Source organism: Salipiger sp. D13, assembly GCF_003703915.1.
In the GTDB taxonomy this organism is placed as follows: Bacteria; Pseudomonadota; Alphaproteobacteria; order Rhodobacterales; family Rhodobacteraceae; genus Salipiger; species Salipiger profundus.
Genome location: NZ_ML112610.1, coordinates 1 through 19,683 on the forward strand (window position 1 = coordinate 1; position 19,683 = coordinate 19,683).

The 19,683-nt window shown below is 61.3% G+C and carries 17 protein-coding genes and 1 other annotated feature; of the genes, 5 read left to right on the forward strand and 12 right to left on the reverse strand.

Annotated features, from left to right (window positions below; genetic code table 11):
• Nucleotides 1–29: 29 nt before the first annotated feature.
• Entirely contained in the window at nt 30–812 is a 783-nt protein-coding gene (locus D6860_RS17275) for an IS110 family RNA-guided transposase (protein WP_076623576.1), read from the forward strand.
• Nucleotides 813–1,458: 646 nt separating this feature from the next.
• Here D6860_RS17275 and D6860_RS17280 read toward each other — a convergent pair.
• Nucleotides 1,459–2,259, reverse strand: a complete 801-nt coding sequence (locus D6860_RS17280; RefSeq protein WP_162277742.1) for a DUF6998 domain-containing protein — start codon at nt 2,257–2,259, stop codon at nt 1,459–1,461.
• Here D6860_RS17280 and D6860_RS17285 point away from each other — a divergent pair.
• Both D6860_RS17285 and D6860_RS17290 read left to right on the forward strand, forming a co-directional pair.
• A protein-coding gene (locus D6860_RS17285; protein ID WP_128549284.1) for an IS3 family transposase occupies nt 2,179–3,407 on the forward strand; the annotation gives its coding sequence in 2 pieces (ribosomal slippage) (nt 2,179–2,467 and nt 2,467–3,407; 1,230 coding nt in all). The two genes, D6860_RS17280 and D6860_RS17285, sit on opposite strands and share 81 nt — an antisense overlap.
• Nucleotides 2,460–2,576: a sequence feature (AL1L pseudoknot), on the forward strand. (Overlaps the previous gene by 117 nt.)
• Nucleotides 3,293–5,035 (forward strand): TniQ family protein, encoded by a 1,743-nt coding sequence (locus tag D6860_RS17290; protein ID WP_076623580.1) that lies wholly within the window; start codon nt 3,293–3,295, stop codon nt 5,033–5,035. The genes D6860_RS17285 and D6860_RS17290 overlap by 115 nt, the downstream gene beginning before the upstream one ends.
• A gap of 1,116 nt (nt 5,036–6,151) precedes the next feature.
• Here the strand turns inward: D6860_RS17290 and D6860_RS17295 are convergent.
• The 9 genes from D6860_RS17295 to D6860_RS17335 form a co-directional block, all read right to left on the reverse strand.
• Complete coding sequence (locus D6860_RS17295; RefSeq protein ID WP_128549285.1) at nt 6,152–6,877, reverse strand: hypothetical protein; 726 nt, start codon at nt 6,875–6,877, stop codon at nt 6,152–6,154.
• Nucleotides 6,878–6,880: 3 nt separating this feature from the next.
• Complete coding sequence (locus D6860_RS17300; protein ID WP_076623581.1) at nt 6,881–7,963, reverse strand: ComEC/Rec2 family competence protein; 1,083 nt, start codon at nt 7,961–7,963, stop codon at nt 6,881–6,883.
• A gap of 225 nt (nt 7,964–8,188) precedes the next feature.
• Complete coding sequence (locus D6860_RS17305; protein ID WP_076623582.1) at nt 8,189–9,355, reverse strand: DUF4236 domain-containing protein; 1,167 nt, start codon at nt 9,353–9,355, stop codon at nt 8,189–8,191.
• Nucleotides 9,356–9,638: 283 nt separating this feature from the next.
• Complete coding sequence (locus D6860_RS17310) at nt 9,639–10,013, reverse strand: hypothetical protein (protein WP_128549286.1); 375 nt, start codon at nt 10,011–10,013, stop codon at nt 9,639–9,641.
• Nucleotides 10,014–10,244: 231 nt separating this feature from the next.
• Entirely contained in the window at nt 10,245–10,598 is a 354-nt protein-coding gene (locus D6860_RS17315; RefSeq protein WP_076623584.1) for a hypothetical protein, read from the reverse strand.
• Complete coding sequence (locus D6860_RS17320) at nt 10,595–12,469, reverse strand: TniQ family protein (RefSeq protein WP_076623585.1); 1,875 nt, start codon at nt 12,467–12,469, stop codon at nt 10,595–10,597. The genes D6860_RS17315 and D6860_RS17320 overlap by 4 nt, the downstream gene beginning before the upstream one ends.
• Complete coding sequence (locus tag D6860_RS17325; RefSeq protein ID WP_128549287.1) at nt 12,466–12,732, reverse strand: hypothetical protein; 267 nt, start codon at nt 12,730–12,732, stop codon at nt 12,466–12,468. The genes D6860_RS17320 and D6860_RS17325 overlap by 4 nt, the downstream gene beginning before the upstream one ends.
• A gap of 323 nt (nt 12,733–13,055) precedes the next feature.
• Nucleotides 13,056–13,874: a metallophosphoesterase family protein gene (locus D6860_RS17330; protein WP_157895873.1), complete on the reverse strand. Its 819-nt coding sequence runs from the start codon at nt 13,872–13,874 to the stop codon at nt 13,056–13,058.
• A gap of 274 nt (nt 13,875–14,148) precedes the next feature.
• Nucleotides 14,149–15,087 (reverse strand): LysR family transcriptional regulator, encoded by a 939-nt coding sequence (locus D6860_RS17335; protein WP_076623587.1) that lies wholly within the window; start codon nt 15,085–15,087, stop codon nt 14,149–14,151.
• 69 nt (nt 15,088–15,156) lie between these two features.
• Between D6860_RS17335 and D6860_RS17340 the strand changes: the two genes are divergently transcribed.
• Nucleotides 15,157–16,098: a DMT family transporter gene (locus D6860_RS17340; RefSeq protein WP_076623588.1), complete on the forward strand. Its 942-nt coding sequence runs from the start codon at nt 15,157–15,159 to the stop codon at nt 16,096–16,098.
• A 362-nt stretch (nt 16,099–16,460) separates the two neighbouring features.
• Here D6860_RS17340 and D6860_RS17345 read toward each other — a convergent pair whose 3' ends face one another.
• Nucleotides 16,461–16,835, reverse strand: coding sequence for a group I truncated hemoglobin (locus D6860_RS17345; protein ID WP_076623589.1), 375 nt, complete (start codon nt 16,833–16,835; stop codon nt 16,461–16,463).
• A gap of 72 nt (nt 16,836–16,907) precedes the next feature.
• Entirely contained in the window at nt 16,908–18,353 is a 1,446-nt protein-coding gene (locus tag D6860_RS17350) for an FAD-binding oxidoreductase (RefSeq protein WP_076623590.1), read from the reverse strand.
• A gap of 209 nt (nt 18,354–18,562) precedes the next feature.
• Here D6860_RS17350 and D6860_RS17355 point away from each other — a divergent pair, with 209 nt between their 5' ends.
• Complete coding sequence (locus D6860_RS17355; protein WP_076623591.1) at nt 18,563–19,252, forward strand: winged helix-turn-helix transcriptional regulator; 690 nt, start codon at nt 18,563–18,565, stop codon at nt 19,250–19,252.
• Nucleotides 19,253–19,683: the final 431 nt, after the last annotated feature.

Here is a 19,683-nt window from a genome sequence, read left to right on the forward strand (position 1 = left end):
TCCTCCGCATTACGGCCACCTGATGATAAGTGAAGAGGCAAAAGAATGATGCTGCCGATGCGGAAGCGATCGTGATCGCGGCGCAACGCCCCGAGATGCGTTTCGTCTCACCTAAATCCGAAGAGCAGCAAGCCCGCGCCGCGCTGTTCCGCGCCCGCGAACGCCTGGTCCATCAGCGCACCGAGCTCGTGAACGCGCTCCGCGGGCTGCTCTACGAGTTCGGGCATGTTGTCCCTCAGGGCATCCGCCATCTCAAGGGCATCGAGGCCATTATCGAAGACCCTACCGCATCCTTGCCGGACCTCGTCCGCGACGAATGCCGGGACATTCTGCTGCAGGTTTCCGAGAAGACCGCCCGCATCGAGGCGCGCACGAAGGCCGCCAGGAAACTTGCGGAGACCACGGACACTGCGCGGCGTCTCCAAACGATGCCCGGCGTCGGCCCGATGACCGCGCTCGCCGTCGAGGCTTTCGCGCCGGACATGGCAGAGTTCCGGCGCGGCCGCGACTTCGCCGCCTGGCTGGGTCTGGTTCCTCGCCAGCATTCCTCGGGTGGCAAGGAACGTCTCGGTCGTGTCTCCAAGTCGGGCCAGGCTGACATACGCAAACTACTGATCATCGGCGCAATGGCGCGGCTTACAGTCCGGGGGCGCAAGTCCGTTCCGACTGGCAGCTGGCTGGCCCGGATGCTGGCGAAGAAGCCGAAAATGCTGGTGGCCATCGCCTTGGCCAACCGGATGGCGCGGCAGCTCTGGGCGATGATGACGAAAGGCGAGGATTTCAGGGATCCGGCATCGGCAGGCGCGGCGTGAAGAAGCACGCTGCGGCGGGTTGATACCGGAGAAAGGGGTGCAGAAGGCGAAGACCCGAATGGGCAGAACGATCGGTCAGATCGGGACGAGGGAAACCAGTGTAACCGCCAGAGCCAAGGAGCTCGCAATCGGGATTGGGCCTTGTCCGCAGATCACCATATCGGCCAGCGGCTTCAGGACATGCCGCCAAGGAAGGCCTGACAGAGGACCGCGCTCGATCACCTGCCGAGAAAGGTTGGAAACCTCTTGCATAACGGACGGCAACCACAGAGGCGGTTACGAAGCCTCCCGCGGAAGCGCGGGATCCCGGGGCAGCGCCTCGGGCGAGCGTCAAACCGAACCGAGGCCCCCACGGGGCCGGCATGCGGTCTGGTTAGTGAGTCCTTTCACCTGGAAGACCTTTCGGCCTTCCGTTTTCGAGTGAAGGCCAACGATGACACATCGCCTCCGGTTTTCATCCGGAGCATCCGTATTGTCGTCACATCAGCACCCCATCGTCTGCCGCTTCGAGGGCCTGCGCCCTGAGCAGCTGTACCGCTATGAGCTGCACCGCCGCGTTGAGCAACAGTGTGAATGGCAGATCAGGGGATTCCGCACCGCGGCAAAAGTCACTCAAACGAATGTCCGGAGAGGGCCGAGGCTGTCCTCATTCATCCTCGCCGCTTGAAAAAGGTTCCGAAAAGCTCTCGCCTCTCAGGTGGCCGAACACCTGAGCTCCAAGGCTGCGGGTTGTATTTGTTGCTTTGTCCGGCAGTCCCATCTCATCACGCATTGCGAGTAGCAACTGGCGCGCTGGCTGTGGGGCGCCGTTCACTAAGGCTGTGAAGGATCCCGTCGCGTGACGACGGATCAGCACATTGCCATGTTGATAGGTGTCTACCACGGTGCCGACGTCGAACCGGTCAGTAGTTGAGATGCGCGTAGGAAACGTCATCGCGTTGCGCATGAGGCGTCTTTTCCCTCGATACGGAGGTTTTGCTAGTTGCATCAGTTGCTCGGTGCTCGCATCGAACACGACTTCGACCGCCAGTTGATCTTCCGCAGTGTCAATCCAGACCACGATCACGCGGTCAACCAAATTGATCGTCGCCTCATTGAAGTCAACCCCGGTCGAAGTTGTGATGGTTTTCACTGAAACCCGGAGGCCGTCTGAGTCGAGCAGATCGAAACCACGCTCATTATTCTTTGAGGTAAGCTTCACTCCTAGATAATCCGCTACGAATGCCTCGCCGATCACCCCTGTATGAGCTCGAAGCTCCTGGGGAGAAATCCCCGCCTCAATCCCCGCGATGTAGGCCGCACGGCTGGCAGCTTGAACCGCTCCGGGTTTGTCGGAGGCTCCAACTCCTGAGTAAGGTGGAGCATCATGAGCAAGACAACGAACAAGTTTTCCCCCGAAGTGCGCGAGCGTGCGGTGCGCCTGGTTCTCGACAATGAGGGTCAGCATGGATCGCGCTGGCAGGCCGTCATGTCGATTTCCGCGAAGATCGGCTGTGCGCCACAGACCCTGAACGAGTGGGTCAAGAAGACCGAGGTCGACAGCGGCAAGCGGGCTGGTATCCCGACCGACATGGCCGAGAAGATGAAGGCGCTGGAACGGGAGAACCGGGAGCTGCGTCAGGCAAACGAGATCCTGCGCAAGGCGAGCGCATATTTTGCGATGGCGGAGCTCGACCGCCGGTCGAAGTGATGGTCGAGTTCATCGACGATCAGCGAGGGGAGCACGGGGTCGAGCCGATCTGCAAGGTTCTGCCGATCGCCCCATCCACCTACTACGATCACCTGGCGAAGCGGGCCGATCCGGCCCGATTGTCAGATCGAGCCCGGCGCGACGCAGTCCTGCGGCCCGAGATCGAGCGCATCTTCGAGGAGAACTGGCGTGTCTACGGCGTGCGTAAGGTCTGGCATCAACTGGATCGGGAGGGTTTCACCGTCGCCCGTTGCACCGTGGCTCGGCTGATGAAGGGCATGGGTATTCAAGGCATCATCCGGGGCAAGCCGCACAAGACGACCACCCCCGACAAGAAGGCCCCGTGCCCGCTGGACAAGGTGAATCGGCAGTTCCGCGTGCCCGCGCCGAACATGCTCTGGGTCAGTGATTTCACTTACGTCGCCACCTGGCGAGGGTTCGTCTATGTCGCCTTCGTCATCGATGCTTACGCTCGCCGGATCGTCGGCTGGCGGGCGAGCCAAACAGCGCATGCAGGCTTCGTGCTCGATGCCTTCGAACAGGCTGTCCACGATCGCTGCCCGGTTAAGGGCGCGGGGCTCGTCCACCATTCCGACCGCGGGTCGCAATACCTGTCGATCAAATACACTGAGAGGCTCGGCGAGGCCGGCATCGAACCTTCCGTGGGCAGCGTCGGCGACAGCTACGACAACGCGTTGGCGGAAACGATCAACGGTCTCTTCAAGGCCGAGGTGATCCATCGCCGCGGCCCGTGGCGCAACTTCGAGGCCGTCGAATATGCCACCCTCGAATGGGTCGACTGGTTCAACAACCGCCGCTTGCTCGAGCCGATCGGGAACATCCCTCCGGCGGAAGCAGAGGCAAACTTCTACGCCGCTCTGGAAACGGAAGACATGGCAGCGTAACTAACCGAAATCAGCCTCCGGCAAACCTGGCGCGGTTCAGTGATCGGCAATATGCCCTCCGCGGTGAGCGCTTCGCTGCGGAGTTCCTGACTGGGCCCGTCACCCGCTTCTGCCCCTCCTGCCTGGCCGAGGATGCCGCGGGTGCTGCGCGTCCCGCCACCAAGTGGCGGCACCGTTTGATCTGGTCACTGTCCGTGGTCAGGGTGTGTCCCGTGCATCAGATCCCGTTGCTCAGCCACCGCAGCGGGAAATGGGACGACGGTGCGCATGAACTTCAGGCGTTGCCTTGGGAGAAAGATGCGCTGGCGGTCGGACCCAACGCCTCGCTGCGGCCTTCGCCGCTGCAGGACTATGTCGTCGCGAGGCTGGCGGGCGCTTCCGGCCCCGCATGGCTTGATGGCCAGGGGATCGAGCAGGGCGTCCGTGCCACCGAAATGCTGGGTGCAGTCATCGCGTTCGGAGCTGGGCAGAAGGCCTCCAACATGACCGAGAGCATGTGGGATGAAGCCGGCCGCGCGGGGTGGGCGGTGATGAGCGAGGGGGAGGCGGCGATCCGTACCACCTTTATGGATCTGTTGAAGCGTTCCGAGACCAATCCCGGCTCCATGCATCCCAAGACTGCTTATGGCATGCTCTATGCTTGGATGTCCGCATCGCGGCTGACCAAGGATCCCGGGGCCATCCGCCCTCTTCTGCGGGAGCACCTCCTCGACACGGTGCCCCTGACGAAAGGGCAGATCCTCTTGGGCAGCCCTGTTGAGGCCCCCCGTGTCAGCAGTGTGGCCAAGATCGCGGCCGGAGAACTCGTACATCCGATGACGCTCCGGAACCTGCTCGCCGATCAAGGGCTCATTTCCGCCTCTGACCGTGAGGCCCCGTGCGGTCATATCTTCCTGCGCTACGACGAAGCGCGCGCGTCCATTCGGATGCTGAAGCATGCCGTGCCGGTCAGCCGCTTGCCGGAGATTCTGGGAGCATCACGCCCTATGGTCGCAGCCCTTCTTGAAATCGGTGCGCTCACGCGGCTTACGGAGGTCGAGGCGGCTTCCAGCAAAATGAGCAAGGCAGTCGATGGGCTGGAAATGGCGGCTTTCCTTGAGGGGATGAAGGTGCGCCTTCCCGAAGTCGCGGAGAAGCCGACGACCATGGTGACGCTCGCCAAGGCTGCAGAGAAGGGCAGGGTGAAGATGTCCGTCATTCTATCGATGTTGCTGCAGGGGCGCTTGCTGCGTGCATGCCGTTTGGCCGGTGCTGCTGGCCTGGGGGCCGTTCTCGTGGACCCTCAGGAGATCAAGTCGAAGCTTGCGCTTCCCCGTCCTGGGATGAGCGGGGAGTTGGCGCTCATCATTCTCGGGTTCGATCCCTCCCGAGGCCGTCGCGTGTTCTGCCATCCCGAAGCGGCACCGCTGATCGCATCCGAGCCTTCCGGCGAGGACGTCTGGGTTTCGCCCACGGCGCTCGAGAACTTCCGGCAGAAATACGTGACCAAGAAGAGGCTGCCTCTGGTCATGGGTGTGAGACCGCTCGCCATCGAGAAGTTGCTTCGGGAACGTGGGGTCAAGCCGATCTGGGACCCAAGGGAGTTCGGTGCTGCCATCTATGAGAAGGCAGGCCTGCCCAAGGTTTGATCCGGACACCTACGACTTCGAATTGGATGCCGCCGAAAGGCGGCATTTTTCTTGGAAAATCGATGGACATTAATCCTGTGCCAAAAGGACAAACTGGCCGCCGTCGGTGCGAAGGGGATTTCTTGTAGTGATTTATTTCAATGACTTACGGGTATGTCGAGTGACCCCAATGGCGTTTTTTAGGTGGGTCCTACAGAGTCAGAGAAAGCAGATGAATGCGCAAACGGAAGCATAAGTCTGCGCAAGGGGTGTCAAGGGCGAAACGTACCGCCTCGTGCCCTTCGGCTGCTCTCTGACGGACGGTGATAGAGGCGCTGGGGCGGACGCTCCGGCGCCTTTTGCTTATGGAGGGGATGTGCGGTTCGTGGCATGAAGCTACGGATCCGGCAGAGGGCCGTTGTGCCCTCCCTGTATGAGCCTGAGCATGGCGCATTGGGGCTGGCTAGCGATGGTGAGACCCTGGACACGAGGTCGCTTAGAAGCGGTGGGAACTCCACCATTAAGCCGACCCAAGCTGTCGCTACGATCCTCAGCCGATATCAGCGTCGGAGAAATTGTCAGGTGCCCGTCACAGCAACAGATGTCTACGCCGACAGCATTGCTCGCGTCTGTGGAGACGGCGTTGACCTCGACTCGGTCGAACGAGGCCTTATCCACCTCAAGCGTCAGAAGGTAATTTCTGGCCGAAGACTGGTCGCCCTTCCTGGCCGCCACCAGCGTGAGAATAGACCTGAGTGACGCCTCGCGAGGGCTTCCTGGGCCAGTTGACACAACGCTACCAAGGAAGACACTGAGCGTCGCAGCTCTGGGAATAGAGTGATGGCTTTAAGCGGCCATAGACACCGCTCGCGTCCGGCGCATGAAGGCGAACTGACCTGGCTCGAAGGGCGGAGAGCCAACGTTCGCCGCGGTCACGAAGGCACCCCGTCCGCACCGCGGAAGCGGACATTTAGGCGAGAACCAAGACCGGAGCCCGTTCGATCGACACCAAGAAGGGCGGAGAGCTGACCTTCGCTGCGCTAAGAGCGAAAGCCCGCTTGCAGGCAATACCCGTAAATCAAAAACTAAGGTAGTAGGTCTGCTTCCCTTCAGCCAGGTAATACCTCTGCAGACCTCCTACGCTTTGTCCAACGCTTCCAACAGGCGCTTTGCGTAGCTCTGTGCCGCTTGGCGGACAGCTTCGTCGGTCACGGTTGTGAACCACCCCAGAAGCATCAAGATTCCTGAAGCGGCTACTGCAAATTCAGCACCATCAGGTAGTTGCAAATTTGACACGAGGGCTCGATCGAACCACAGGCCAAGAACCACGATGGTTACAGAAAAAGCGCAGCCGATTGGCTTAACTCCACGCAGGTTTCGCCAGAACCCGTAATTTATATTCTCTTTGAATAGTAGGGGATATTCGTTGACATCTCGAGTCTTGGAGAGCAACGCAGACGTCACCGCCCGATAGCGTTCATCAGCATCGGTTGGGTCTATTTCTTCTTCTGCGTGGTCGGGCAGGGGAATATCGGCCAGACCGGCGGCCGCTTTATGATATCTTTCTGTCGTATAGCGGTCCAGTACACTGTCTCGATGACGTAGCAGTGTCACCGACGGCATCCCTCCCCATTTCGCTACTAGCCTATTTTCAACGGCCTTTCCCAGATTTCTGGTTTTTCCAGACAACCAAAATAGACCAGCCGCCACGATAGTGATGTAAAGCGCGTTCTTGATATCAAAGGTAAACCATTCCGTGTAGATCGAAACGAAAACTATGACCGGAAGCGCGGCAAGGAGAGCGGGGTAGAGGCGTGCTTTTCGTTCATAGGGATCGGTGAACTTCTTGAAGATGGCTTCCATCCTCTATTCCTCGTAGCTGGTAGGGTAGCTAAGCGGGGTCGTGGGCCCCCATCCCTTGCGACCCGGCGCTGCCCCACCGGAGAAGCACAATGTCTTACCCTTTGTCTGGCTGACTTCAGCCCCCCGGTGTATGAATGCGCGAACGACCACCTGACGTGGGTGGTCCAGATCATCTTTGCCCGCACTGACAATGGCATACGAACGTGTTTCCTGATGCTCTTCGCCGACTTCCCCAAGCCATCGATCCAAGGTTTCGGTGGAGACATTATGACGAGAACCGTGATGAGGCACCTGCATTAGACTGTTTTGGTCGGCGGGAAGGGGGAGTCCAGCGACGCGAACGAAGTTTGCTGCTTCATCAAGCGCGGCACGACCGGCATCCGCTGTCAGAACCACCCGCCTTCCTGAAAAGTCCGCAAACTGCACTATGCTCATGTTGTTGCGTGGTGAGGTATCTTCAGCGGGGAATTTCTCTGCGCCCCATGCTGCCATAATCAGCCGCACGCCTTCAGCGATCTTCCGGACTGCGGCATCGAACACGCTACCATGAGTCGCCGTCGCTGGGGCGGCCTTTGGTGTTTTATCATCTTCAACAACGTAGCTGAAGAACGCCTCACGAGACGGCGCGAGGACAGTGAATGCACCAATCTTAGCACCTTGGAACGCGTCCGCGATTGGTATGCCTCGGTTGGTCGCAATCTCCTCAAGCTTGGCGAGGTTAGGAAACACGCTTTTGAGCGCCTTCGCGAGGTTCTCAGCGTTGGTATACTTCGCGAAGTAAGGGAGCAGTTCTTCAGCATATGCCCAAGGCCGGTTTATCCAAAGCATACCGACATTTGCTTCCTCTAGCACCGTCCTAAGACCCATCGCGTGGTCACCATCGGGATGGGTTGCCACGACATGATCAACTGACGTGCTCCCATAATAGGTAGACAGATGATTGAGTAGTTTCTGCCCTTCTTCCGCATAGCCCCCGTCGACCACATGAACATAGTAATGGCCATTAATCTCATAGCGAAGGCAAATTGCATCGCCGCTCTTTGTGTTCCCAACAGGAAGAAAATCGATCTCGTAGAAGTCAGCCATGAGGCCCCCTTTAGAAAAAAATATTTAAGCACAGGCGTAGCGTCTGGAGTATTGGGATTCAATATATAAGACGCCTCAGCGGTTGAGACAGCCGCAGCGAGCTTCATCCGATGTCTACTTGGGGCTTAGTCCGCTAATCACTGCACGGGTCTCAAGGGCCGCCATGGGCCGAAGTAATTAAAGCGGCAACCTCAGAGAGACAGGCCAATGGAGGCTACTTGCGCATCAGGTCTCCTGTGCGATCAGTAGAGGTTCGGCGTCCTTCAATTCCTTCGTGAGCCGGCCGAGCTCCGTCATCGCTTTTCCGTAGTCGCTGCTGATCCCCTGTTTGGAGACTTGCAACAGCGCCTTGAAACCACCTTCGCTGATCATGGCGATCTCTTGGAAGAGGCAAATCGGCAGCTGCCGGTTATCTTTGAAGCGTCGATCCGGGCTACCGTTCTTATTTACATATTTCCAGGTTTGACCAACCACTTTTGCATCTGAGGGGGCGGCCTCCACGATCATTCGCTGGTCACGAATGGCTGTGCGAAGAGTCTCGTAGCGAACCGCTCCGAAGCGCATATTCTCCTCAATTAGAATGCAGTCAGGGAAGAAGTAGCACTTCTTTCCGTCGATGAGGATCATGGGCGGCGTCACGTTCGACGCGATGCCGGGCGGCAAAGCATAGGATACGGAGGTTTCCGTCGTGTCGACCAAACTCGTAGCACCTGCGTTCTTCTTCCACGCATGGAGCGTCGTAATGTCACCGCTCGCTTTCACATACCAGAGCTTGCTAGCTCCAGCGATCCGGTCAATAGCTCCAATGAGCGCCTTGTATCTCTCTTCGGCGGCGGGTTCGAGGTTATAGGCGAATACGACGTTGCGACGCGGGATGTCTAGCATGTGTCCCACAGCATAGGCGATCCCGAAGAGCGCCGCGCACGCCATCATCGCAGCCGAATTCTGCGAGATGAGGGTGAAGACGAGGCCCAAGGCCGCCGCTCCGCACAGTATGAGCGTATAGGAAGGCTTCTCGCGCGCCCGATTCAGGCTATTCAGCGCTTCTGAGTGCGTTTCGGAAACAAGCACATCCGCCTCAGCGGAGATGATCCGGCGCATCATTACACCGTCTTCAGTCATGTAGGTTGGCAGCTTCTCGTCCGGAGCGATCTTGGCGAGCTCCGACGCGTAATCCCCCTGCTTCTCCGAACCGGGTCGTTTAGGCCTTCGGCCAAGGGTGCCAAGCGTCTTCCGATAGTAAATGCCGTTCATCCCAGCATGGATGTAATGGCCCTTCGGGCCGGTCCCGACCCGGAATCCCTTTACGCCGGCAGAGAAGCCCTGACCTGATTTTGAGAGATTGATCCTAAACGGTCCGAGGGTAATCGAATCCCTGATGTAAAACGGCATGATCGACCTTTTAAAAAATGCCAGTGCAGACTGGCACAATTCTTGTCGGTCACGCTAGATTTAATGTTTCAGTTCAGGAGGCAGATCCTTGTAGGTGCTTCGACGTTCGCTCGGTCGACTTCAATGGACCGAGCCCCAATGTCCGTTTTCGGACCCGACCGGCCATCCTTTACGCCTCGGACGAAGGTCGGCTATGGGCCGGGAGCAGCGGCGCTTCCGGCTGGTGTCTCACACCTGCGCATCACGCAGCCCCTAGCTGACTCGCAAAGGTCCCGAGGCGAAGTCATTTTGCCGCTGTATCGTCAGCCGCTGTCGAGAGAAGTGCTTCAAGGAGCCCTGTTTCAAGCCAATCCCGGTCTTCCAGAACCTCTGCCTCGACAACGGTCGGTTGACGCTTCAGCTCTTCCAGGCCAGACGCCATGATGCGTGACATGCGATATCCGCCGCGTCGGCATAGATAGACGGAACCTGATCGACCAAGGAAGCGGTATTCGAGGTCATCCGCATGAACGGCCTGGATGCCTGAGTTTATGCGCCATGCATCCCCACTGAGATACCCGCCGCGCCAGCCGCCCAACACTCTGAGTTGAGTGAAAGCTCTGTCCCGCGTCGCAAACGAAACTTTCAGGATCACCCAGTCGTCAGGTGAATAGTCCATGTGCGTCGTCTCCATAGTTCATTTTCGGTATTGCGATGTGTGGGGGCGTGACACCGCTGGCCAGGGTTGAAGCCCGATGCAAGGAGTGCATCGAGGTTTGCGCTCGGCGTGCCGTGAAACAGGATGGCCGAAGGCTCTTGTGGGGCCAGTCTTAGATCGACCGCAGTGCTGGCCAAGTGGCCTGGCCTGTCTCGCAAGTGGTCTGCCTCGCGTGGCGTAGCCGCTGGTGACCTACTTGTCGTCGAACGGAGCCAGGATCGTTCTCAAGAATGCGTATGTCTGTTCCGCCACGTCCTCCGCAGCTGAAGCAGGAAGGTCGTGGTACCAGAACGACATTGGCAGGGTTTCCTGAATCCGAGCGGGCTCCGCGTAGGTGTTGCGGAGACGAGCGATAAATTCCGCGAACTCGGCCTCATGGGCTTCGAGGGCTTGGCTCCGGGGGCCGGTAAGTTTTTCGCAATGGACGAAGACAGTGCATTTTTCGCCCAGAACCAGCGCGTAGATGCATGGGATTTGATGCGCTTCGCAGTAATTGGCATGATCCGTCACATCATTGCGGTCATATGTCGTGATGAGGTATTTCATTCCCCGCCTTTCTCTTTGTTTTGATGGGTTCCTGGTTTCGTGGAGGCAAGGTCAGCTGCGGCAGCGGCATCGCGCTCGAAAACCGCGCCGTAGTCCTGCCCGTCCGGGCTGAAGGGCTCGATCCCTGCAGCCGCCAGCTTGGGTCGGAGTGCTTGCCAAGGCATGCCAAGCTCGACGGCCAGGCCGCGCAGGGTCACGAACCGCTCATGGAAAGCGGCGAGGTCGCCTGGCGCCAGGAAGCGCTGCCGCGCATTGGTCTTGGGGTGTCGGCCTTCCGTGGACGGGACATGTCCCTCGCGCACCAGCCGCATGGCGGCGGAGCGTGTCAGACCGGACTGGCGGGCGAAGACATCGATACTGAGACCCGGCGCCTCGGGGCGCTCCAGAAGACGCTCGATCTCGCCTTTTGTGACCACGATGCTGGCATAGCCATCACGGTTGGTGTGCCGACCGATCCGCTGAACCTTGCCGCCCTCGAGAAGCTTCAGGACCGTGCCGGGGGAGACCTTCAGGCTTTGCGCGGTCGTCGGGATGTCATCCCAGCCGTGCATGTTCACGTAGATCGGCTCGGCCCCGGTCAACAGGCTTTCCAGGTGCAAGTGCGCGGCACGGACGTTCCAGAGCGGCTTGTGATCTCCGCCATCGATCGCGGGCGGGAAATGGCCCTCTTTTCGTAAAAGCTCGAACTGCGAGCGGGACATGCTCAATGCTTCCTGGAAGTCCTTTGCGGACACCAGGGTGTTGATCCGGTCGAGATGTGGCTGCGCTGCCTTGGCATCGAACAGCTCCCACTGGTCATCGCGGCCGGTCTCGGCAGGCTGGACGAGATCGACATCGACCAGCAGCTTGCGCAGGCGCCGGGGATCCATGCCAAGCTCGCGCGCGGCGGTCCGGACCGAGTGGACCTTTCGCTCCAGCACCGGCTCCCCCATGAGGTCGTCGCCCGGACCTAGCGGCCAGGTACTTGCTATGTGGTCGCGCAGAAGCTCCCGGAAGGGGGCGTAGGCCTCGCCCAGGAGGTCGAAGGCGAGCCGGTCATAGAGCGCGCCGTACTTCTTCTTGGGGCCGTCGGTCGGCTCACCAATCGTCTCCTGCAGCTGCATCAGGGTATCGCGGACTGTCGCTTCCCCTTGGGTCGCGAAGCGGAAGCCCATCTCGAAGGACATCCAGGCACGTTCCGGGCCGAACTTCTTCCACTTCGGGAACCTGACCGCCCAGATGGCGCGCCCGAGCAACTCGCAGAAATGCGCTGCGGCGTAGAGGTCGAACTGATCCAGCCAGCTCTCCGTGGGGGTGCCCGCCAGGCGGGCCTCGATCCATTCGTCGAACGGGTTGGGGGCGCGAAGCTCCTTGTCCAGTTCTCCGGCCCACACGCCGGGCGCGATCTCGGCCAAACGGGCGAAGGCGTCGTAGCGCCGGCTGACGTTGGCCTCGGTCCAGAGTGGAACGAGGGGATGGTGATGCTTCAGGCAGAGCGTCACAGGCCGGAAGAGCCAGTGGCCCCTGATGTACATGTCGCCTTCAGCGCGGCCAGGAGCGGCGGCCGCATCCTCTCGCAGACAGGCAGGGCAGCCCCGGACGGTGCTTTCCTTGATGGCCTTGGCATGAAGGCGATTGCCGCGGAACTCGTGCTCTCGGTTGCCCAGGTAGAGGGGCGACCACAGCCGCAGGTCCTCGACCTCAGTCGCGCTGAGATCTGCCAGACGCGCCAAGGCCTCAGGATTGCCGTCGATCACCTTGCTGAAGGGCAGCCCCATGTCGGTACAGAAGCCCGCAGTATCCACGCCGTTCATCGCGGCGAGGCGAGATACGAAGGAGAAGGCCGTTTCCCGATCCTGGAGATCGCGCGCGAGGGGGAGGGGTGTGGTCAACGCGGCGCCTCGTGGTCTTTTGCGTATTCCTCAGCAGGCTCGGCCTTTTGCGCGCGAGCGGGCCTCGCTGTGGGGCATCGATCCTGATGAGCGTAAAGCAGGTGGCCGGGGATCGGCGGGGCGCTTTCGACGAAGCGTTTTACGCGCTGCGGATCAGGTTCAGCCGAGCGCGTCGTCTGCCGGTAGGCGATGACGACATGAACAAGGCCAACCAGACAGACCAGTATCCCCGAGATCGAAATGATCGCATCAAACGGCATCATTCAGAACCTGGCCGTGTCTGGCCGAGCGCGACGATGACATCGGTTGCGTAGTACGCGTCTCCTTCCGGCACGACAGGGCAGGCGCACCCCCTCAAAGCGTGGCGCAGAAAGGCGCGCGTTGAGGGGGAGAGCTTGTCCACCAGGACAGGAATGCCGGTTTCGCTGCACCGAAGCGCGTAATCGAAGTCCTGCTGCAATGCCTGTCGGTCGGCCGGAAGTTCCCTAACCTCATTCGAGGACTGCGTTTTCAGCGCCGCCGCAATGAAGCAGACCTCCGCCAGATCATCCTCGTCGTCGCCGTGATCCTCGTCCGGGTAGCCGATCTAGATGTTCTGAATGCGTGTCCCAGCAATCACGGAAGACAGTCGTCGGTGTGAATGACCGAAGAACCAGGTGTCGATGTCGCTCCGCTCGATGACTCCGGTCAGGTTTGAGTGGAAGGCTGGTGTGAGACCATCGATTGGGCCTGCGGCGGACGGGTGCGGGCCGTGGTGCGTGACGACAAAGGTCCTGCCATTGCCGGCGAAATGTGGGGTCGCCAGCCTTTCTTCCAGCCAAGCGCGGTGTTCCCCATGCACGGCGATTATGTCCTCAGGTGTAACCGGGACAATGCGGCGCGGCAGCACCTCGTCCGGATCAAGCCACTCATGACCAGACGCTTCGGTGGAGATCATGTCGAAGTCGCGCATGAACCGGCGTGCGTAGTTCTTGGCAGCCTCCTGATCCCCCAGTAGCTCGAAGTCGGTCCAAAGCGTGGCGCAGAGATACCGGTCGCTACGATGGCGGAGTTCGGTCTTCTGCGCGAACCAACTCCCGCTTGCGTGAACCAGGTCACGCAGCCGGTTCTCGTCGTCCAGCCGCCCAGAATAGTAGTCATGGTTTCCGGGGAGGAGGTGGATGCGATCGGCGGGAACATAGCGGCTCAGATATGCGAGCGCGTCCTGCAGTGACGGGCCGAAGGTGTCAGACAGGTCACCCGCGACGATCAAGGCATCAACGTTTTGCTGGAGCAGCCGATCTTGCAGGCCATGGAATTGGAATGGGTCGTTGTTCAGCCAGAAATAAGATCGGAGATGCAGGTCGGCTATTACTGCGACCGTTCCGCCATTGTCCGGGATTTCGATAACGGTGGGGGCGGCCAACATGGCCTCCGATGAATTCGAGTGAGTTCTGACCTACAGGGAAGGCAGGCCGCGACACGGCTGGTCGGGAGGAGTTGGAATGCTCACCTAGCTCAGCCGAGGGTACAGTACATGCCGGCGAGGAGGGTCACAATAGATTGATAACAAAGGGTTTTTTCGCAAATTATCTAGCAGCCCCAAGCCCCTGAATTCGCTGGGCATAAGGCGTCGACAAGTTTCTTTTTCGCAAAAGACTCGAAGCCGTCATTCATCCAGACCGCAGAATTCTGGACGGCTAGACGTCAACGGTGTGGAAGGAGCTGCCGTTGGCGGGGCGCTCGGTCAGTTCTTCTCGGAGCCACGAGAGCAGGGCATCCGTCTCCGCGTGGTTGCCGCGCCTCGCGCCGCGGAAAACCGAAATTTCGGTCGGGCGGAATACCGCCTCATCGCAAAGCCTCAGAAGCTTGCCGTCGGCGATGAGCCCACTCACCGTGTTGCGCCAGCCGAGCGCGATCCCCTGACCTGCGACCGCCGCCTGTAGTACCAAGGGAAAGCTGTCGAAGCCGGTGATCCGCGCGCTTTTCGGCATGGGGTGTCCGACGGCCTGGAACCAGTCCGGCCAATCCATCCAGTCTTGCGGCAGGACCCGATGCGACAGCAGCGGGTATCGGGCCAATCCCGCGGCAGGAAGCGGTAGCGCCCCGTACGGCACGAGGCCTGGGGCGGCCACGGGAAAGATCTCGTCCGAGGCGGTGAAGGCCAGACGCGCCGAACCCGCGGCCCGGCCGGTCGTCTGGATCGCCACGTCGAAGGGCTCGGGCGCCGCTGTCAGCGGCGCCAGGGCGCTGACGACCCGGACCTCCAAACCGGGGTGGCGTTCATGGAAGCCCGCAAGGCGCGGCATGAGCCAGTAGAAGGCCTCGCAAAGCTGGCAATGCAGGACCAGTCCCGTGCCGGAGGGGCCGCCGCGCAAACGCGTCGTCTCGGCTGCTATATCGGCCAGGGCCGCGCCGACAACCTGTCCGTAGGCGCGCCCGGCCTCGGTCAGGAAGACAGCCCTGTTGCGACGCTCGAAGAGCCGCAGGCCGAGATCTGCCTCCAGGGCGGCGATCTGCTTGGTCACAGCGGTTTGCGTCAGACCGAGTTCCTCAGCGGCGGCGGTGAAGCTTTCATGTCGGGCGGCCGCTTCGAAGGCAGGAAGCCGAGACAACGGTGGCAGCGAGTGGCGATCCATTCCAAATCCTCATGCATTGGCGACCCATTCTCATTTTGTGAGGGAAGCAGCCCGTGGTTTCCATCGCGTATGGCATGGAAATCCGATCACATCCCACCTCTTGGCGGGACCACACGCGGCATCATCGCGATCCTCACGGCGGTTTCGCTTCTGTCTTTCTCCGACGCACTGGTGAAGATGAGTGGAGACAGCTTCGGGCTGGCACAGCTGGTCCTGCTGCGATCGACCGTTGCCGCAGTGCTGCTCGCCGCCTGGCTCCTGCCCATGCATGGCCGGTCGAGCCTTCGTCTCACCCGCCGCGGCTGGGTCTGGGCGCGAAGCCTTTGCCTCGCAGCCATGTGGCTGAGCTATTACGCGGCGCTGCCGGCCATGTCCTTCGCTCTCGCCGCAGCCTGCTACTACACCGCGCCTGCCTGGATGGCGCTGCTGGGGCGCGTCTTGCTGGGCATGACCATCGGCGGGCGCGGATGGACGGCCGTGGCACTGTCTCTTGCCGGGGGGCTACTGGTAGTGTCGCCCTCGACCGACACGTTCACTCCTCTGCTGCTGCTCCCGCTCGCAGCTGCCGCCTTCTATGCTCTGGCGGGCCTCATCACCTGGAGCCGGTGCCAGGCGGAAAGCCCGGGCGCGATGGCCATGACGCTCAACCTCTGTCTCGTCTGCGTGGCCGCCGCAGCGCTCCTGCTTCTCTCGCTCTTTCGGCCGGGCGGCACAGAGAGCTTCGTTCTGGCGCTCTGGCCAAGGCTCACGCTCGCGGACTGGAACCTCGCGTTCGTGCTCGGATGTCTCTTGGCAGTGATCGCCACGGCGGTCGCGACGGCCTACCGGGTAGCCCCGACGCCGGTCGTCGGTGTCTTCGATACCGCCTACCTGGGCTTCGCGGCCATCTGGGGCGCTGTCTTGTTCGGAGACGTCCCCACGGCCCGAGAAGCCCTCGGGATCGCCCTCATCGCGTGCAGTGCAATCCTCATGAGCGGCGGGCGACAGGAACGGAAAGACCATTTCTCCTGATCTCGACGCTCAGTTGGGTTCGAAGCGGGCCTGCGCCACCGCAGCCGGCCAACTCGCTCGGTTGAGTCGGCCTGCCCGGCAGAGGCGGCCCTATCCGGACATTCGCTAGGTTGGGCCTCGCTGCGGTGCAGCTTCCCCAATCCGGTCCTTGGGGCAAAGCGCAGCATGATCTTGCATCCCAAGATCAGCAGTGTGGACAACTGCTGACATCCGCGTAATCGCGACTATAAACGGGCTAGAGACCTCAATAAACCACGCGTCTGGATGATCGACATGCTTAAGCTGATCTACACTTCGACCAGCGCAAAGCCACTGCGCATTGTCGTGCGCCTGCACTGGCCACCCTCCTGGGCGCCGTTAGGTTACTGCCCCATGATTTCGGACTTCAGCGTGAAGCTGATCATCAGGACATCCTTGCAGGTCTGGTCATCGATCTCGTGGTCGGCCAAGGTGGTCATGATATCGTCCAGCGCTGCCATGTATTCGGCCGCACTGATGTTCATGCCGCGATGCGCCGCCACCATGTCCCGACCGGTGTATTCCTCCGGACCGCCCGACCCCGCCCCGAGGAAGTCGCAAAGATGCGCCTTGGCGGCGTCCAGTTCTGCGGGCTTCTCCCGATAGGGCAGGAAGCGCGGGCCCAGCGTGGGATTGTTCATGTGCGCTTCTATGATGTCGTCGACGAGCCCCTTGATGCCCGGCTGACCGCCGAGACGGCTGTATAGTGTCTGTTCCATCTGTCTTCGCTCCTGGCTGACGTGGTTCGCATGGGTAAAGGGACGCAGGCCCGCGACCGGGCCTGCGCGGGATCATTGCGCTGCCTGCTCCGCGACCATGGGCTTGATGTTGTGATTGACCCGGAAAAGGTTGCCCGGGTCATAGCGCGCCTTGATCGCCTGCAGGCGCTGCATGTTGCCGCCGTAGGCCTCGACCAGGCGATCGGGTTCGTCTTCGGGCATGAAGTTCACGTAGACGCTGGGGGCTGCATCTGCCGCAGTGTCCCGGAACAGACGGCGCGCCCAGTCAATGCAGGCTGCGTCCTTTCCGGGGTCGTCCCAGCGGGTGTGGACGTTCATGACGAAGTGGCCCGTCCGCTGCGGGTAGGCGGTGGCCTCTGGCGCCACGCGGGCCATCGCCCCGCCGACATGGGCGATGAAGACCTCGCACTGCGGATCCGGCACATCACCGACGGCCTCCAGGATGGCCCTGATCGTCCCGGCGCTGAGCCCCATGAAGTCACGGCTTTTCCAGTAGTTGCGCGCGCCGGGCGTCAGCAGCGGATCGAAGGCGGCCTGCCAGCCTGTGAAGGGATGCGGTCCGATGACGTCGACGATCGGACTGCCGAGCGCACGGAGATCACGCATGGCCACTTCGCCCTCCGCCATGCCACCCGAATAGCAGGCGGCGAAGATCAGAACCTCGCGTCCATGCCATTCCTCGGGCAGGAACGGCAGCGGAGGGGCCTTGCGCAGGACCGACCAGATCGTCAGGTCGTCCGGTGCCCGGTCGCAAAGCTCCTGGAACTTCGGCAGCAGTTCCGCTGCCGCCTCGAACGGGTGGATGACGAGGCCGGACAGCACTTCCGGGCCGACGGGATGGGCGCGGAACTCGAACGAGCTGACCACCCCGAAATTGCCCCCTCCGCCGCGCAGGGCCCAGAAGAGATCCGGGTTCTCCCGGGGTGAGGCCCGGACACAGTCGCCACTGGCCAGGACCACATCGGCGGAGAGCAGGTTGTCGATCGTCATGCCGTACTTGCGGGTGATCCAGCCGAAACCACCCCCAAGAGTCAGCCCCGCGATACCGGTGGTCGAGTTCACGCCGACCGGCACGGCCAGGCCATGGGCCTGTGTCTCGTGATCGACATCGCCGAGCGTCGCGCCCGGCTCCACCCGGACGGTGCCGGCGGCGGCATCCACCCTTACTGAACGCATGGCAGAAAGATCCAGCATCATGGAGCCCTCTTCGACGGCAAGGCCGGCGATCTGGTGCCCGCCGGCACGGACTGCCATCCGCAACCCTTGGTCACGCGCAAAATCCACCGCAGCCCGAATGTCGGCAGGTCCTGCGGCCTGGACGATCAGGGAGGGCTTGCGGTCGATCATCCCGTTCCAGATCGTGCGCGCAACGTCGAAGCCCGGATCCCCCTCCAGCATTACGCAGCCGCGCAACTTCGCGGCCAGCGACTCCAGCTCCTCGGCACGGATCGTCGTGCGTCCTCCGTCCAGGTTGTTCACATCGATATGGTCTTTCATCTTCTCCTCCCTTGGACATGTTGGAACGGCAGTGTCGGAAAGGGCAGCGCCTCCTTCGATTTGCCCCATGCGGCCGCACGGGAAGAGGATGACGGGTCCCACCCCATCGGAACCAGTGACGGGACTGGACCGGCTGGTCCAGAAATTGGACCCGAGACTCATCCATGCAAATTTGCTAATCTGTTGCCAAGCCAGTGAGGAGGACACCGATGTCCAACGCCAGCTATTTCCAGTTCTGTCCTGTCGCCATGGCCGCCGAAGTACTCTGTACGCGATGGACGATGCTCGTCGTACGGGAACTGGTCGCTGGCTCGACCCGGTTCAACGACATCAGGCGCGGCGTGCCGCGCATGTCGCGGTCCCTTCTGGCACAACGCCTGCGGGAGCTGGAGGACGCCGGCATCGTCAAACGGCAACCCGTGCCGCGCTCCCAGGCGGTTGAATACCTTCTGACACCCGCCGGAAGAGACCTGTTGTCGATCGTCCAGGCCTTCGGGATCTGGGGGCAGAAATGGGTCGAGTCCGAACCCTCCCTTGAACGGCTCGATGTCTCTCTCCTGATGTGGGACATGCGCCGCAATCTCGACCCATCCCCACTGCCGGCCGGGCGCACCGTGCTGAACTTCCGCTTCCCGGAGCTCTCTGCCGGCAAGAGATCCTGGTGGCTGATCGTCGAGGAAACCGGCGAGGTGGACCTCTGCTTGACCGATCCAGGGTTCGATGTCGATCTCTACGTGGAAACCGATCTGCGGACCATGACCGCGATTTGGATGGGGCTGACAACGGTCGCCCAGGCCGCGGACAAGCTGGCGCTTGCCGGGCCCAAGGCGGTCGCCGGGGCAATGCAGAGCTGGCTGGGTCTGAGCCCCTTCGCCAAGGAACGCAAGCTGGCGTACTAGGCATGGTCTGAGCTCCGCCGCCCGACGCAGGCCGCATCGGTGAAACATTGGCCATGGGCCCCTCTACCGCTTCCGCCTAAGCGCCCTCGTCCCTCGTCAAGTGTCGCCTGTTCCCCGCCCACTTGTCCGCAGGGCGAACGGCCGTTTCCTGCGCATCGCTGCCATTCGTCTTGGATGCAGCGAAGGTCGGCTCTCCGCCCTCATGGTCGCTTCTTGGGCTGCGTTCCCCCGGGATGAGTGGATGACGGCTTTGACTTAAATGCTGCAGCCACCATGTCGCTGGGTCGCAATTCGGCTACCCGCCATGATGTACGCCGCTGTCTGCCTCGATAGCATCCGGCAGTCGATTGTAACTCGTGCTTGGCGAACGGTCGCATCTTACGGTCTCCGCGGCCTGTCAGGTCACCTCGTACGAAGCGCATAGGGCGTCG

Bases quoted from the DNA above. Each gene is read 5' to 3' on its own strand.
- D6860_RS17350 (WP_076623590.1), bottom strand. From the start codon at position 18,353: ATGAAAGACCATATCGATGTGAACAACCTGGACGGAGGACGCACGACG.
- D6860_RS17345 (WP_076623589.1), bottom strand. From the start codon at position 16,835: ATGGAACAGACACTATACAGCCGTCTCGGCGGTCAGCCGGGCATCAAG.
- D6860_RS17325 (WP_128549287.1), bottom strand. From the start codon at position 12,732: ATGATGCCGTTTGATGCGATCATTTCGATCTCGGGGATACTGGTCTGT.
- D6860_RS17355 (WP_076623591.1), top strand. From the start codon at position 18,563: ATGTCCAACGCCAGCTATTTCCAGTTCTGTCCTGTCGCCATGGCCGCC.
- D6860_RS17335 (WP_076623587.1), bottom strand. From the start codon at position 15,087: ATGGATCGCCACTCGCTGCCACCGTTGTCTCGGCTTCCTGCCTTCGAA.
- D6860_RS17340 (WP_076623588.1), top strand. From the start codon at position 15,157: ATGGCATGGAAATCCGATCACATCCCACCTCTTGGCGGGACCACACGC.
- D6860_RS17300 (WP_076623581.1), bottom strand. From the start codon at position 7,963: ATGGCTGACTTCTACGAGATCGATTTTCTTCCTGTTGGGAACACAAAG.
- D6860_RS17280 (WP_162277742.1), bottom strand. From the start codon at position 2,259: ATGCTGACCCTCATTGTCGAGAACCAGGCGCACCGCACGCTCGCGCAC.
- D6860_RS17315 (WP_076623584.1), bottom strand. From the start codon at position 10,598: ATGAAATACCTCATCACGACATATGACCGCAATGATGTGACGGATCAT.
- D6860_RS17310 (WP_128549286.1), bottom strand. From the start codon at position 10,013: ATGGACTATTCACCTGACGACTGGGTGATCCTGAAAGTTTCGTTTGCG.
- D6860_RS17305 (WP_076623582.1), bottom strand. From the start codon at position 9,355: ATGCCGTTTTACATCAGGGATTCGATTACCCTCGGACCGTTTAGGATC.
- D6860_RS17290 (WP_076623580.1), top strand. From the start codon at position 3,293: ATGGGTCGACTGGTTCAACAACCGCCGCTTGCTCGAGCCGATCGGGAA.
- D6860_RS17295 (WP_128549285.1), bottom strand. From the start codon at position 6,877: ATGGAAGCCATCTTCAAGAAGTTCACCGATCCCTATGAACGAAAAGCA.